The sequence below is a fragment of the Acidovorax sp. AC410 genome (assembly GCF_979253235.1).
In genome coordinates, this window is the sequence record NZ_CEEDCG010000001.1 from 2,562,506 (window position 1) to 2,576,315 (window position 13,810).

At 65.6% G+C, this 13,810-nt stretch carries 14 protein-coding genes and 3 tRNA genes; 10 read left to right on the forward strand and 7 right to left on the reverse strand.

What is annotated here, in order from left to right:
- Positions 1-10 precede the first annotated feature (10 nt).
- Positions 11-919 (forward strand): hypothetical protein, encoded by a 909-nt coding sequence (locus tag AC0IZS_RS11975; protein WP_471635813.1) that lies wholly within the window; start codon positions 11-13, stop codon positions 917-919.
- Here AC0IZS_RS11975 and AC0IZS_RS11980 read toward each other — a convergent pair.
- From AC0IZS_RS11980 to AC0IZS_RS12005, 6 genes are all read right to left on the reverse strand, one after another.
- On the reverse strand, positions 852-2,666 hold the full coding sequence (locus AC0IZS_RS11980; protein WP_471635814.1) for a lysoplasmalogenase family protein: 1,815 nt from the start codon (positions 2,664-2,666) through the stop codon (positions 852-854). The two genes, AC0IZS_RS11975 and AC0IZS_RS11980, sit on opposite strands and share 68 nt — an antisense overlap.
- A 36-nt stretch (positions 2,667-2,702) precedes the next feature.
- Complete coding sequence (locus AC0IZS_RS11985; protein WP_471635815.1) at positions 2,703-3,875, reverse strand: DSD1 family PLP-dependent enzyme; 1,173 nt, start codon at positions 3,873-3,875, stop codon at positions 2,703-2,705.
- Positions 3,859-4,497 carry a histidine phosphatase family protein gene (locus AC0IZS_RS11990; protein WP_471635816.1) on the reverse strand — a complete coding sequence of 213 codons (639 nt, stop codon included), beginning with the start codon at positions 4,495-4,497 and terminating at the stop codon, positions 3,859-3,861. Before AC0IZS_RS11990 ends, AC0IZS_RS11985 begins: the two co-directional genes overlap by 17 nt.
- A 10-nt stretch (positions 4,498-4,507) precedes the next feature.
- The gene (locus tag AC0IZS_RS11995; protein ID WP_471635817.1) at positions 4,508-5,113 is read right to left on the reverse strand and encodes a DUF4136 domain-containing protein; all 606 of its coding nucleotides are present in this window, start codon (positions 5,111-5,113) and stop codon (positions 4,508-4,510) included.
- A gap of 56 nt (positions 5,114-5,169) precedes the next feature.
- Positions 5,170-6,156, reverse strand: coding sequence for a tRNA 2-thiocytidine(32) synthetase TtcA (ttcA, locus tag AC0IZS_RS12000; RefSeq protein ID WP_471635818.1), 987 nt, complete (start codon positions 6,154-6,156; stop codon positions 5,170-5,172).
- 167 nt (positions 6,157-6,323) lie between these two features.
- Positions 6,324-6,746, reverse strand: a complete 423-nt coding sequence (locus tag AC0IZS_RS12005; RefSeq protein WP_471635819.1) for a hypothetical protein — start codon at positions 6,744-6,746, stop codon at positions 6,324-6,326.
- Positions 6,747-6,887: 141 nt separating this feature from the next.
- Between AC0IZS_RS12005 and AC0IZS_RS12010 the strand changes: the two genes are divergently transcribed.
- From AC0IZS_RS12010 to AC0IZS_RS12040, 7 genes are all read left to right on the forward strand, one after another.
- On the forward strand, positions 6,888-7,130 hold the full coding sequence (locus AC0IZS_RS12010; protein ID WP_471635820.1) for a hypothetical protein: 243 nt from the start codon (positions 6,888-6,890) through the stop codon (positions 7,128-7,130).
- Between the two features lie 449 nt (positions 7,131-7,579).
- A tRNA-Trp gene (locus AC0IZS_RS12015) sits at positions 7,580-7,655 on the forward strand.
- 27 nt (positions 7,656-7,682) lie between these two features.
- Positions 7,683-7,757: transfer RNA gene (locus AC0IZS_RS12020), tRNA-Glu, on the forward strand.
- Between the two features lie 30 nt (positions 7,758-7,787).
- A tRNA-Gln gene (locus tag AC0IZS_RS12025) sits at positions 7,788-7,858 on the forward strand.
- 63 nt (positions 7,859-7,921) lie between these two features.
- Positions 7,922-8,110 (forward strand): short-chain dehydrogenase, encoded by a 189-nt coding sequence (locus AC0IZS_RS12030; protein ID WP_322593954.1) that lies wholly within the window; start codon positions 7,922-7,924, stop codon positions 8,108-8,110.
- A gap of 166 nt (positions 8,111-8,276) precedes the next feature.
- Positions 8,277-8,885, forward strand: coding sequence for an HNH endonuclease (locus tag AC0IZS_RS12035; protein WP_471635821.1), 609 nt, complete (start codon positions 8,277-8,279; stop codon positions 8,883-8,885).
- Positions 8,886-9,133: 248 nt separating this feature from the next.
- Entirely contained in the window at positions 9,134-9,649 is a 516-nt protein-coding gene (locus AC0IZS_RS12040) for a DUF1697 domain-containing protein (RefSeq protein WP_471635822.1), read from the forward strand.
- A gap of 66 nt (positions 9,650-9,715) precedes the next feature.
- Here AC0IZS_RS12040 and AC0IZS_RS12045 read toward each other — a convergent pair whose 3' ends face one another.
- On the reverse strand, positions 9,716-10,624 hold the full coding sequence (locus AC0IZS_RS12045) for a LysR family transcriptional regulator (RefSeq protein WP_471635823.1): 909 nt from the start codon (positions 10,622-10,624) through the stop codon (positions 9,716-9,718).
- Between the two features lie 152 nt (positions 10,625-10,776).
- Between AC0IZS_RS12045 and AC0IZS_RS12050 the strand changes: the two genes are divergently transcribed.
- Both AC0IZS_RS12050 and AC0IZS_RS12055 read left to right on the forward strand, forming a co-directional pair.
- On the forward strand, positions 10,777-12,441 hold the full coding sequence (locus tag AC0IZS_RS12050; protein ID WP_471635824.1) for a DUF1302 domain-containing protein: 1,665 nt from the start codon (positions 10,777-10,779) through the stop codon (positions 12,439-12,441).
- A gap of 15 nt (positions 12,442-12,456) precedes the next feature.
- Positions 12,457-13,806, forward strand: a complete 1,350-nt coding sequence (locus AC0IZS_RS12055; RefSeq protein ID WP_471635825.1) for a DUF1329 domain-containing protein — start codon at positions 12,457-12,459, stop codon at positions 13,804-13,806.
- Positions 13,807-13,810: the final 4 nt, after the last annotated feature.

Consider the following 13,810-nt stretch of genomic DNA (forward strand, 5'->3'; position numbering starts at 1 on the left):
GAGCTGTCGCATGGCCCGCTCCAACCGCCGCCGCAAGAACCCGCGCGAGAGCGCCGCCAAGGCGGCGCCCGTGCGCCGGGGCCCTGGGGTGAACTGGACGCCGGCCCTGCGGGCCCAATGGGAGGCCCTCGCGCCCGGGCGCAGGTTCATGGGTTCCTGCGGCCTGGCCCTGGTCGTTGGCACCCTGCTACTCTACGGATTGGGCGGGGTGGTCTATGGCCAGCTCACCGTGTTCATGTTCGAGGGCTTCGAGGACCTGCCCGGCGGGGTGGCCGTGTGTGGCGCGGCCAGCGTGTGGTGCCTGGCCGCGGCGTGGGCCACCTGCCTGGCGGGGCGCCACTGGCCCGCCATGGCGTCCGAGCGTTGCCAACGCTGGCGGTTGCGGGCCTACGCGGCTACGGCCGTGTTGGCGGGTATCACCTTGCTGCTGTGGCTGCTGAGCGCGCCGGGCATGTGGGGCGCCCTGGGCGCCTGGCCCGGGTTGGCGCCGCAATCCGAGTGGCTGTTGGCCCCGCTGCCCTGGGCATGGGAATGGGTGCTGCCCCTGGCGCGCGATGACCTGCAGCTGTGGTGGCTGTGCGGGGCGGCGGTGGTGGGCGGCTTGTCGGCATGGTGCCTCTGCGTGGGCCGGCGGCCGCGCGCAGGGCTGGCCTGCATGGCCCTGGCGCTGATTTTCATCGGCCTGTGGGCGCTGGGCGGCGCGGCCTACCACTATGTGGCAAGCCGGGGGCTCGCCGGGGTGGTCGAGGAGGTGGCGGCGCTGAACCTGCAGTCCCACCCGGGCCAGCGCAATGCCGATACCTTCCTGGGATTGCTGAGTGCCTGGTTCCTGCTGGCCCTGGGCGCGGTGCTCATGGCCGGGGCGTTGCATATCCCGTCGGCGGCACGGCAGCGCTCGCCGCAGGCCCCTCCTCAGTGACGGGTGCCCGGCGCTGGCTGCGGGCACCGTCCAGCATGCCCGCCACGATCAGCACCTGCGCGATGTAGTAGGTCGCCAACACCCACAACTGCGCCAGCGGCAGGGGCTGCACGAAGCGGTTGGTGGCCAGCGTGGCATCGCTGAGCATGAAGAACCCGGCGCCGATGGCCACCAGCCAGGCGCCGCGCCCGCCCAGCACGGCGGCACGGCCGATGGCCTGGGCGGCCATGAGGGCGATCACCAGCACATAGGCCGCCACCGGCCCGCGCAAAGCGGCCGGCAGCCCGCCCAGCCACAGGAAGGCATACATGCCCACGCCGATGGCCAGCGTGGCCACCAGCGCACCGCGCCGGGCAAACCAGGGCACACCTTGGCGGAACAGCACGATGTAGCAGAGGTGGGCGAGCAGAAAGCTCACCAGCCCGGGGATGAAGAAGCCGCCGAACATCAGGAACACATCGCCCGCGAGCGATCCGGCCAGCGCGGCGATGAGCCAGCGGCCCTCGGTCCTGTCGAGTCCACCACCCGGGGCAGCTGCGCGCAGATGCCCCGCGACCACGGCGATGGCGATCACCATGGTCAGCGGCTTGAAGAGCCAATGCCATTCCTGCAGACCGAGCACGCTGGTCGCTGTGGCAAGGGCTGCCGATTCGACCAGCAGCGCCATGCCCATGCCGATGCGCCCTTGCACCGCCGCACCCAGGGCCCACTGCGCGGCCAGCAGGGTGGTGAACCAGATGGCGTTGTGCCCCAGCGGCGCCGTGTCGGCCTGCCAGAGAAAGGCCGCCACGCCCGCCAGCATGAGTGCGAACTGCGCGCCCGCAAACCACTGCAGCGTGCGCGACATGGGCGGGTGGTACAGCGGCATCCGTGCGATGTCGAAGGGGGGCTTGGGGAAGCGCTCGGCTACGTCGGCCGGTCGCCAGCCCGGCGGCTTGATCCAGACCCGCAGCTTGTCGGCCCAGCTGCGCGCATGCCAGCTGTCGTGCGCCAGGCCCGCATACACCTGGGCATTGGCCCACAGCGGGTCCCAGCTGTTGAGCAGGCCACGCGTGCCGTAGACGCATTTCTCCTGGTCGTCCTCGTCCTTGAAGGTGCCGAACATCCGGTCCCAGAGGATCAGGATGCCGCCGTAGTTCTTGTCCAGGTAGACGTCATTCACCGCGTGGTGCACGCGGTGGTTGCTGGGGCTGCAGAACCAGCGGTCGAACCAGCCCAGGCGCCCGACCTGCTCGGTGTGTACCCAGAACTGGTAGAGCAGGTCCACCAGCGCCACGATGGCGAACACCAGCGGCGGCACGCCGGCCAGCGCCATGGGCACGTAGAACACCCAGCCCAGCAGTGCGCCCGAGCTGGTCTGGCGCAGCGCGGTCGACAGGTTGTAGTCCTGGCTCTGGTGGTGTACCGCATGCGCGGCCCAGAGCACGGCCGACTCGTGGCCCATGCGGTGCAGCCAGTAGTAGCAGAAGTCGTAGAACACCAGGGCCAGCAGCCAGCCCGGCACGCTGAGCCAGAAGGCGTCGTTGCGCCAAAGCGCCACGTGCTCGAACACGGCGGTGTAGATGCCCACTCGCAAGAGGCGTGTGAACACCGCGCTGGTCTGGCTCAGCATCCCGAGGCTGATGCTGCTGATGGCATCGGCCATGCGGTAGGTGACGCGCTGGCGCTTGTAGCCCACCGCCAGTTCGATGGCGATCAGCAAAAAGAAGACGGGTGTGGCAAGAACGATGATCTGGCTGGGGCTCATGGGGCGAATGCAGTGTTTCGCCGATTCTTGCCCCAATCAGGTCAGCGCGCCTCTGGCATCAACCCTGATGATGCGCTCCACCGTGCCCAGGGCCAGCCCGCCGCGCACGCCGATCAGGTGGTCGTGCAGGTTCACCGTGGGGTCGCAGTGGCCGGGAATGAGCCACAGCATGCGGCCCAGGGCCGGCAGCCGGGCCTTGGGGCTCTCGGTGTAGAGCAGGCCGTGCTCGTCGCCGCCGTTGCCGTAGCGCAGCGCGCGCTCGGGCGGCAGCATGGCCACCAGGGGCAGGCCTGAGTCGATGGCATGGCTCTTGTGGCCGGCATCGCACACCGCATGGGTGTCGCGCACGGAGATCACCTGCGTCTTGATGAACAGGGAGTGCTCGAACGTGGGTTGCGCCGGCTCGCGCTCGTTGCGCGCGTAGTCGGCATCCATGAACAGAAAGGAGCCAGCCTGCAGCTCGCCGTAGACGCCGCTGGCCGCTTCGTGCACCAGGGTGCCCGTGCCTGAACCCGTGATCAGGGGCACCGGAATGCCTGCGGCTTCGATGCAGTGGCGGGTGTAGGCCGCTGCTCGCACCACGCCGGCAATGGTCTCGCGCCGCTCGGCCGTGCCCGTCAGGTGCTGGGCGCGGCCGTGGTAGGCCTGCAGCCCGGCAAAGCGCAGGCGCTGGGTGTGGCGCGCGATGGCCTGGGCCAGCGGCACCGCGTCCTCGCCCGGGGGCACGCCGCAGCGGCCCTGGCCCACGTCGATCTCCACGAACACGTCGATGCCGGCATCGCTGCCGGCCAGCGCCATGGCCTCGGCCAGGCGTTCTATGCCTTCGGGGTGGTCCACCGCCAGCGCCAGTCGCCCGCCGCGCGCGGCCAACTGGGCCGCCAGCCGCGCCACGCGCAGCAGCTTGGGGCCGGCCACGACCTGGTTGCTGATATAGATGTCGGTCACGCCGCCGGCGGCCAGGGCCTCGGCCTCGGCCACCTTCTGCACGCACACGCCCTGGGCGCCGGCCTGCTGCATCAGCAGGGCCAGCTCGGCGCTCTTGTGCAGCTTGGCATGGGGGCGCCAGCGCACCCGGTGCTTGCGGGCGAATTCGGCCATGCGCTGGATGTTGCGTTCCATGGCATCCAGGTCCACCACCAGCGCGGGCGTGTCGATCAGGTCCACCCGCGCGCCGATGCTGGCGCGCAGGGCTTCAGGTAAGGGTTTCATCGCGGGCCGCATTGTCCAGGTGTTGGGTATCGGCCCAGCCGACCAGCGTGAGGCCGTCGGGTGTCCACAGCAGGCGGTTGATGGCCGCGTTGGACAGCTGCCAGGTTCGCGGCGCCTGGATTTCCTGGCGCGTGGCCATGCGGTACAGCACGTCGAGCACGCCGCCGTGGGCCACCATCAGCACCTGCTCGCCGGGGTGCTTTTCGGCCAGGGCGAACACCGTGCGCTCAATGCGCTCGCGCAGCATGACCAGCGATTCGCCGCCTTCGGGCACGTACTCGGGGTCCCGCTTGCGCCAGCGCCGCGCGTCCTCGGGCATCTCGGCCTCGATCTCGGCGAAGGTGCGGCCCTGGAAGTGGCCAAAGCTGCGCTCGCGCAGGCCGGTCTCGGGCGTGATGGGTGCGCCCGTGGCATCGGCCACGGCCTGGGCCGTGGCATAGGCGCGTTGCAGGTCGCTGGCGTAGATGGCGTCGATGGGCTCGCCGGCCAGCGCTTGCGCCAGTTGCTGCGCCTGCCACTGGCCGGTTTCGTTCAGGGGAATGTCCAGGTGGCCCTGGATGCGGGTGTCGACGTTCCAGGCGGTTTCGCCATGGCGTACGGCAATGATGCGGGTGGCTTGCATTCAGGTGGGATCAGGGTGGGGGCGCGAAGGGAATGCGCACTTGGCGCGGGCCGGCGGGCGGCTTGGGGAAGCCGGTGAGCGCTGCATCGAACAGGATGCCGAACACGGCGGGGTCAGCCACCCACACGTCTTCATGCACGGCCGAGGTTTCGTAGACGGAGGCCTGCGTGGCAGCGTCGCGCATCACCACGCTGACCGCGCGGCGGTGCAGCGGGGTGGGCTCGCCCATGCGCCAAAGGCCGCCCATGCCCCAGCCGCGGCGGCCATACCAGCCGCCCCAGGGATAGGGGCCGTAGAAGCCGTGGGCGCCGTAGTAAGGGTCATAGCGCGGCACGGTGCCCGCCTGCACGCCGATCTGCACCAGCAGTTGGGGCGCGGCGTCGTCGCGCTGCAGGCCGGCGCGGGCAAGCGACTGCTCGGCCAGCGCGGCGATGGTGTCGAATGCCGGGGTCTGCTGCGAGGGCAGGCGGTCGATGCGGTAGGTGGCCGGGCTGGGCACGGCCGCCAGCGTGGAAAAGCTCTGCACCTGGCCTTCCACCACGCGGGTGGTGCTGCAGCCGGCCAGGGTGGCCGCTGCGGCGCAAAGCAGCAAGGCTGAAATCCAGCGACGGGTCATGGTTGTCTCCGGGGATGGGGTCAATCCACCTTGGAGTGTGCTCCTGCCGCCGAGGTTCACGACAGCTGCACCACCTGTACACCTGGTAACGAGGTGGCTGGCGCCGAAAACTCTTCCTTGTCGAAGGCCTTGTCGCCGTCTTCGCTGGCCACGCCGGTGGCGCGCGCGTTCTTGAAGTCGTACTGGCTGCCGTCCAGCAGGTGCGAGGGCACCACGTTCTGCAGCGCGTTGAACATGTTCTCCACGCGACCAGGGAATTTCTTCTCCCACTCGCGCAGCATCTCGCCCACCTGCTTGCGCTGCAGGTTCTCCTGGCTGCCGCACAGGTTGCACGGGATGATGGGGAAATTGCGCTGCGCGGCCCAGCGCGTGGTGTCCTTCTCGGTCACGTAGGCCAGGGGGCGGATCACCACGTGGCGGCCATCGTCGCTGACCAGCTTCGGCGGCATGCTCTTCATCTTGCCGCCGAAGAACATGTTGAGCAGCAGGGTCTGCAAAATGTCGTCGCGGTGGTGGCCCAGCGCGATCTTGGTGCAGCCCAGCTCGTCGGCCACGCGGTACAGGATGCCCCGGCGCAGGCGGCTGCACAGGCTGCAGGTGGTCTTGCCCTCGGGGATCAGGCGCTTGACGATGCTGTAGGTGTCTTCGTTCTCGATGTGGAAGGGCACGCCCGTGCTCGCCAGGTACTCGGGCAGCACATGCTCGGGAAAGCCGGGCTGCTTCTGGTCCAGGTTCACGGCCACCAGGTCGAAATGGATGGGGGCACGCGCCTTGAGCTTTTGAAGGATGTCCAGCAGGGCATAGCTGTCCTTGCCGCCGGACATGCAGACCATGACCTTGTCGCCCTCTTCGATCATGTTGAAGTCGACGATGGCCTTGCCGACCTCGCGGCACAGGCGCTTTTCGAGCTTGTGGGCCTCGCGTTCGATCTTCAGGCGCGCAGGGCCCGATGCAGCCGCGGCCGCATCGGCGCCGGTGTCTGCCAGTTCGGGGGGCTCGGCGGTCCAGCCGGCCCGTTGGGGTTGGTTCATCACTGCGCTCATGGAAGGGGGACTCTGGGGTCTGGTGAAAGCGGTGCCCGTCGGGCGCCCGGATCGGGTGCGCTCGCGCTGGGGGCAAAAAGACGGAAATAGCCCCCAATTGTCGGTGAAACTGCCCGCCCATGGGCTGGAGCGGGCTCTCCAGTGCGGGCGAGGTCCGGGTTGAAGCGCTATTTTCCTGCTTCCGCGGCCTCGCCGCCAGGGGATGCAACGCCTTGTTGCAAGGGGGCGGCCCGCTCTGCAAGCCACAGCCGCAGGTCGCGCTTGCCCTTGGCGTTGGCCCGGCGCCAGGCCTCGCGTGCCAGCGCCAGGAAGCGCTCCTCCCCCGGGTCGGGGTGCTGTGTGGCGTGCTCGGCGTCGAGCCAGCCATTGTCCACGCGCGCATGGCGCTCGATCTGGCGCGCCAATGTGTCGCCGATGGGGCGGGAGCTCTTGATCTGGCTCCACATGCTCGGGGAAATCTCGAGCGATGCGGCAAAGGCCTGGTCCAGCCCCTTGGCCGGCTTGCCGGCAGCGATCTCTTTTTCGAGGAACAGGCGGTGCAGCGCCAGCACATTGGTGCGGCGGATGACGGTGAGGGGAGGCGGGGTCACAAAGAAAAAACAACAAACGCAGAAAAAAGATTGTGCAGGGTGTTGACCGGCAAGTAAAGACTATTTACAGTTCACCTCCATCAGGACACCCTGTCCTCTTTACCTGCCAATCACCCACCACCTTTTCGCCGAAAGCCCACCGTGAACGCCGCCCGCACCGCCATCCTCCGCCGCCCCTGCCAGGGCGCCGTGGCCGTGCGCGGGTCGTCGTCGTTCCATGCGCATTCGACGTCCATGCCGTCCCTGGCCAAACGACTGGCATCGCAGCAGCGCATGGAGTCCAGTGCGTATTTGCAGGGCAATGGCAACCAGCCGCAGTGGCTGGGCAATGGTTTCGAGGATACCGCTCCACCACCGGGCGGAGGTTGCAACGCAGGGCATTAGCCCCACAGCGTTCTCCCTCCCGATCTCTCCAGAAGAGGCCCGGCAACCAGGTGGTTCCGGGCCTTTTTCATTGCTGCTCCTTTTCCTTTCCACCGTTTCATCTTTTCGCAGCGCCAGCGCTGCCCCCAAGGGCATCGACCCACCGGGGATCCCGTTCCTTAACAGTTTGCTGCAGGCGGTCTGCTCCATCGGAGTCATGGCTGGCCTGCCCATCGAAAGCAGAGAGGCCGGCGTGCGACGCACTCCCAAGCCTCTCTCCATTTCGGGTGTGCCTTTGCTCTCACCGCCAGATTCGGCCGCATGCGCGGCCCGGCGGGATGTGCTGGGATTGATCACCCAGTGCAGCGACGTGCATGCGCGGTTTCATCGAAACCGCGGTCGCGTGAAGACACAACCGAAATGGAGATGCGCTCCGGCAGGAGTGCCCGATATTTCGTTTTTCGCTTTCTACGCGTGTAGCTCAACTGGCAGAGCACCGGCCTCCAAATCCGACGGTTGAGGGTTCGACTCCTTCCGCGCGTGCCAATCTTTTTCCTGGCCATGGCCAGGCATGCCGTAGCAGCCCTGTCGGATTGGGGCGCCTGGTCTTCGTGCCAGGGATTGCAGGTTCGACTCCTGTCTGCGGCTCCCTCCCTTTTCCCCCTTTTCCCTTTTGTTGACCGGTCGCCAAGTGGTAAGGCAGCGGATTTTGATTCCGCCATTCGGAGGTTCGATCCCTCCCCGGTCTGCCCTTCTTCCCTCCACCAACCCCCCTCATTTCTATTCACCACACCGCTTTCCAGGAGACCACCATGGCCACCCCTATCCAGATCACGTTTGGCGCCCGGCAGCGGCGCCGTCCCGGCCTCATCGCAGGCTGGGTAGCACGCCTGGCCCTCGTGCGTGCGCGCGCTCAGCGTGGCGCCAGTGCGGCGGCGGCCGCCCGCCGCCTCGAGCACCTCGACCTCGACCAGCGCGTGCGCGAGGTCGGCGAGTGGTAGCGGCATGCGCGCTCGTGCGCCCGCTGCCTGCCTCACCGCATCCACCAGGGCGTCCATCGATTGCCGATGGATGCCCGCTTTTGCCATTGACTGACTGTTGTTGAAACGGGGCGTGCGCTTGGCTGGGCGGCTGCGCCCTCCATTGCCAAGCAAGAAAGGACGCCCCATGCCCCGCACCGAACCCGAAACCCTTTACCGAAAGCCCCGGGCACCCGCGCCCCGCGTGCTGCAGCTGGACCTGCAAGGCACGCCCCAATCCTGGATGCCGCTGGAACAAGCCGCCGTGCACTACGCCAGCGGCGCCGTCGCCTGGGATGCCGGCCTCGAAGCCCTGGCCACATTGCGTGGTGGGCACAACGCGGCGACGGGCCGGCAGTCGGTGCTGCAGATCGCGCCCATCATCGCCCTGCGCGGCGTGTCCCGGATCAACCTCTTTGACGTGGTGCCCGGGCTCACCAAGCGCCGCCTGCTGCGCCGTGACCGCCATACCTGCGCCTACTGCGGCGGCGCCTTCGGCGAAGAGCTGCTGCAGTGCGAGCACATCGTGCCGCAGTCGCGTGGCGGTGCCACTTCGTGGACCAATCTCGTGGCGGCCTGCGCCGGGTGCAACGGCTACAAGGCCGACAGCCTGCCCGAGGAGGCCGGCATGCGCCTGCTTTACCTGCCCTACGTGCCCAGCCGCTATGAGTCCTTTCTGCTGGACGGGCGCAACGTGCGTGCGGACGTGCATGAGTGGCTGGCCAAGAGGCTGCCCAAGGGCTCCAGGCTTCATTGAGATAGCCTGGGCTTGTCCCGCCGGAGGTGAAAGGGCCGTGGTCAGTGACCACGGCCCTTTTTTTCATCCCCGGCCTTCGGGTGTGATACCCATCAAGCCTGGCAACAGGACAGTGTGTTGGGCACCGATATCTGTGAGGTTCTGCAGCAGCTGGGGCATCTATCGGGCTTGTCTTGCGGAGTGACCCGTCCCGAACACGCCTCTCTCACGCGGCAGTAGACTTTTGTCAGCGCACACTTGGAGTGATCGTGGAACGTTATGTCGCTTTCCTGAGGGGCGTCAGCCCCATGAATTGCAAAATGCCAGAGCTCAAGCGTTGTTTCGAGGCTGTAGGCTTTCGCGATGTGAAGACTCTCCTGTCCAGCGGAAACGTGGCGTTTTCGGCGAAGCCCGACATCGTTCCCATCCTGGAGAGTGCCGCAGAAGCGGCAATGGAAGACCATCTTGGAAGGACTTTTCAAACCATTGTCCGCCCGTCTTCATTCCTTCAACGCCTTGTCGGGCGAGAACCCTTTGCGGATTTCGTACTTCCCCCTGATGCGAAACCGGTAGTCACCTTTCTTCGCAAGCCCTACGAAGGCGAGATCGTGCTTCCGACAGAGCACGCGCAAGGCTCCATCCTCGGGCTTGACCGCACAGAAGTGTTCTCGGCCTATGTGGAAAACGAGAAAGGCTCTGCGTTCATGGCGCTGCTGGAGAAAGAATTCGGCAAAGCCATAACGACAAGAACGCTTGAAACCGTGCGAAAGTGCGCCGCTTCCTAGTGTCGTGAGTTAGAAATTCGTTGAAGAAAAAAATCTGCCGCAATCAGGTGGACATGGCCGAAGCCTTCAGATTGTCTTGCCGACACGAAGCGCCAGTTGGCGCACCCACGATAGCGCAGGATCTGCATCCCGATGTCGGTGCCACTGAAGCTTCTGAACCAGCGTGGGCACCTCAAGAGGAGGTTGCCAGAGCCGGATGGGAAGAATTTGCTCGGCCTGGAGCGCAAGCCTTTTGTGGACCGTCGCGATTCTGTCTGTCCCAACGACCATGCGTGGAAGGGCGGCCATGGTCGGCGCTGAAACCTCCACATGGCGCTTGATGCCGAAGCGATCAAGAAACCAGCTATCGAACGCAGCGCGCTGCTGTCCAGTCGCATAGTTCGCCACCACGTGGCCGCATTCCAGGTAGTCGTTGAAGGTGAGCTCCTCCCGGATGCGGCTATTCCCCGACCAGGTCACGCAGAGATACTGCTCCTCGAACAGTGACTCAGAGGGATGGTCGGGAGAAACATATTGGGCAGGGATGATGAGCAGGTCGGCATCTCCCTGCTCGAGCTGTTCGATAGGTCGATCGTTCAACATCCGCAGCTCAATCCCGATTCCCCTGGCTTCCTTGTAAAGCGCTTCCAACATTGCAGGGATAAAAACCGCTGTGGTGAAGTCGGAGAGGAGCAACACGAAGGTTCGTGTCGCCTTGGCTGGATCGAAGACCGGTGGGTTGGTGATCGTGCTGTCAATGCGCATCAGCACCTCCCGCACGGGATCGATGAGACTGACGGCGCGGGGGGTGAGCACCATCTGCCGCCCCTGTGCGGCCAGCAGTTCGTCCCCAAAGTATTCACGCAGTCTGGCAAGCGCGTTGCTCATTGCAGGCTGGCTCAGGTTCACCCGCTCGCCCGCTCTGCTGATGTTGCGTTCGGCCAGCAACGCATCAAGCGCAACGAGCAGGTTGAGGTCCAGTTTGTTGAATCGCATGTCTCAGGGTTTCTATTGATATTGGTCTCGTGGATTCCTGGAATCTAAAGAATCCATTTCAGGAATACAAGCCAAATCTCTAGAGTTCATCCCTGTCGTACTTGCCGTCGAGCTTGGCGACAGAAAAACAGAACATCAACGGAGACAAAGCCATGCGAAACAGCGCTGACCCGGCGGGTCGACCCACGTCCATACGCCCCCGATACACCAGGATTGCAGCAGCGCTTGTCGCGCTTGCTGGCGCGCAGTCTGCATCGGCCATAGAGATTGACACCGGAAACTCCGACTGGAAGCTGCGCTGGGACAACACCGTCAAGTACAGCCTGGCCGGTCGCATGAAATCGCCGCTCCCTTCCCTGGCCAATACCCTCCCGGTGACGGCGAACCAGGATGACGGTGACAACAATTTCAAGCGCGGTGTCGTATCCAATCGACTGGACCTGCTCAGCGAACTGGATCTCACCGGCCCCAGTTACGGTGCGCGTGTGAGCGCTGCGGCATGGTATGACGAGGTCTACAACGGGCGCACCGACAACCTGGGCTTCACGTCCAACCACAGCCCACGAGATGCCTTCCCATCCGAGACGCGCAAGCTCATGGGCCGCAAGGCCGAGGTGCTGGACGCATTCGTCTATGGACGCTTCGAGCTCGGCAGCACCCCGGCAACCGTGCGCCTGGGCCGCCACACGCTGCTGTGGGGCGAGAGCCTTTTCTTCGGTGCCAACGGCATCGCCGGGGGGCAGGCACCTCTGGACCTGATCAAACTGCTCTCGGTTCCCAACTCGCAGTTCAAGGAAGTCGCCAGGCCCACCGGGAAGATCTCTGGCCAAGTGCAGCTGTCGTCCGATCTGGCGGTCGGCGCCTATGCCAACTACGAGTGGCAGAAGACCCGCCTGATGCCTGTGGGCGCCTACCTGTCCACCAGTGACTCCCTGGGGCCCGGTGCAGAGCGCATCAATGCGGGACCCACGGGCACCTTCATCCGCCAGGCCGATCTCGACGCCAAGGACTCAGGGCAAGGCGGCCTGCAGGTGCGTTGGCGCTCTGCCGCGCTGGACACGGACTTCGGCTTCTACGCCATTCGCTACCACGCCACCACGCCCAGCAACATCAACAACGTGCTCACGGGGTTCCCGCCAGCGCTGTCTGCCAGCATCTATCGCTGGATGTACCACGAGGGTGTGCGCGCATACGGTGCCAGTTTCGCAAAGACTTTGGACGAGTGGAGCTTTGCGGGCGAAGTCTCCGTCCGCCACAACACACCCCTGGCCAGCTCGGGCCAGTCGACACTGGCCAATGTGGGCGTGAACGCGGGGCTGAACAACAGCAGCAACCCCGGCTATGCAGTGGGCGAGAGTGCGCACGCCCAGGTCTCGTGGATTGCCTCGCTCGGGCCGTCCTTCATTTCGCGTGAAGCGTCGTTCGTGGGTGAGATCGCCTGGAACGAGCGCACCAAGGTCACGCGCAACGCGCAGATGCTCAATCCCAATGCGGACAAGTCTGCGGTGGGCATGCGCATGGTCTACGCACCCAGCTATCGGCAGGTGGCCCCAGGTCTTGACCTCACACCCTCGGTCGGTCTGGGCTACACCTTTGGCGCCTCATCCGCAGTGGGGCCGGGCTTCGGTGTGGACAAGGGCGGGGACGTGAATTTCGGCTTGTCCGGCGTGTACCTCGGTACGTGGAACTTCGCAATGAACTATGTGCATTACCTCGGCAAGGCAGCACCGACGCTGGATGCCGCGAACAACGCGCAGTTCAAGCAAGCCCTGAAGGACCGGAACTCACTGACGTTCTCGGTGCGCACCACTTTCTGATCTGGAATCCATCGTATGAAGAAGACCATGCAATTTGTCGGCAGCCTGCTGTGCCTGTCGACCCTCACCGCAATGGCTGCGGTGACCCCTGAGGAAGCCGCCCGGCTCAAGACCGAACTCACCCCCTTGGGCGGCGAACGTGCGGGCAACAAGGACGGCACCATTCCGGCCTGGACCGGCGGGTACACCACCGCGCAGGCCAATTTCAAGAATGGCGGACGCCGTGACAATCCCTTTGCGGGAGAAAAGCCGCTGTTCAGCGTCACAGCCGCCAACATGGCGCAGCACGCCGACAAACTGACCGACGGCACGCAAGCGCTGCTCAAGAAGTACCCGCAGAGCTTCCGCGTCGACGTGTACAAGACCCAGCGCACCGCAGCGGCTCCGCAGTGGGTCTACGAAAACACCGCGAAGAATGCCACCACGGCACGCCTGGAAGGCGAGATCGTGCGCGGCGCCCATGGCGGCATCCCGTTCCCGATCCCCAAAACTGCGAAGGAAATTCTCGCCAACCATGAGTTGCATTGGCGCGGGGAAGCCTGGCAGACCAACTTCCGCGGGTACATGGGCACAGCCACGGGCCAACGTGTGATGGCAGTCGAGGGCGTGGGCGACTTTCAGATGCCGTACTACAGCAAGGACGGCGCGGCCGACAAGGCGAATGGCGAGTACTGGATGATCCGCCTGATCAACTCCGGCCCGCCGGTGCGTGCTGGCGAGGCCATCACGGGTCGCCAGAACCTGGACCCGGACAAGACCGGCACATGGGTCTATCTCACGGGCCAGCGCCGCGTCCGCAAGCTGCCGAATGCGTGCTGTGACACCCCCACACCGGCTTCCAACGGCATCGCCAATTTCGATGAAGTCGATGTGGTGTCCGGTCGCAGCGACCGCTTCGACTGGACCATCGTCGGCAAGAAGGAGATGTACATCCCCTACAACGCCAACGGGATGCACGTGCCTGAGAAGGACAGCGATCTGCTTTTGGCGAGCCACCTCAACCCTGACCACGTGCGCTGGGAGCTGCATCGGGTGTGGGTCATCGAGGCCAAGCTCAAGCCGGGCCAACGCCACCAGGCGCCGCGCTCGCGCTACTACGTGGATGAAGACACCTGGGTTGCCGTGCTCGGCGACCGCTGGGACGCGAAGGACCAGCTGTGGCGCACCCTGTGGTCCCATCCCATGGTGATGCCTGACCTGCCGGCCACCACGCCCCCTCAGCAGTGGGGATTCAACGACCTGGTCGCCGGCACCTGGTACGCCAGCGGTGTGGTCAACGAGCGCCCGCAGCACTACAAGGTGGTGCCGCGCCGCCCTGACACCTTCTTCACCCCCGACGCCATGGCTGGCGAAGGCGTCCGCTGAGCGA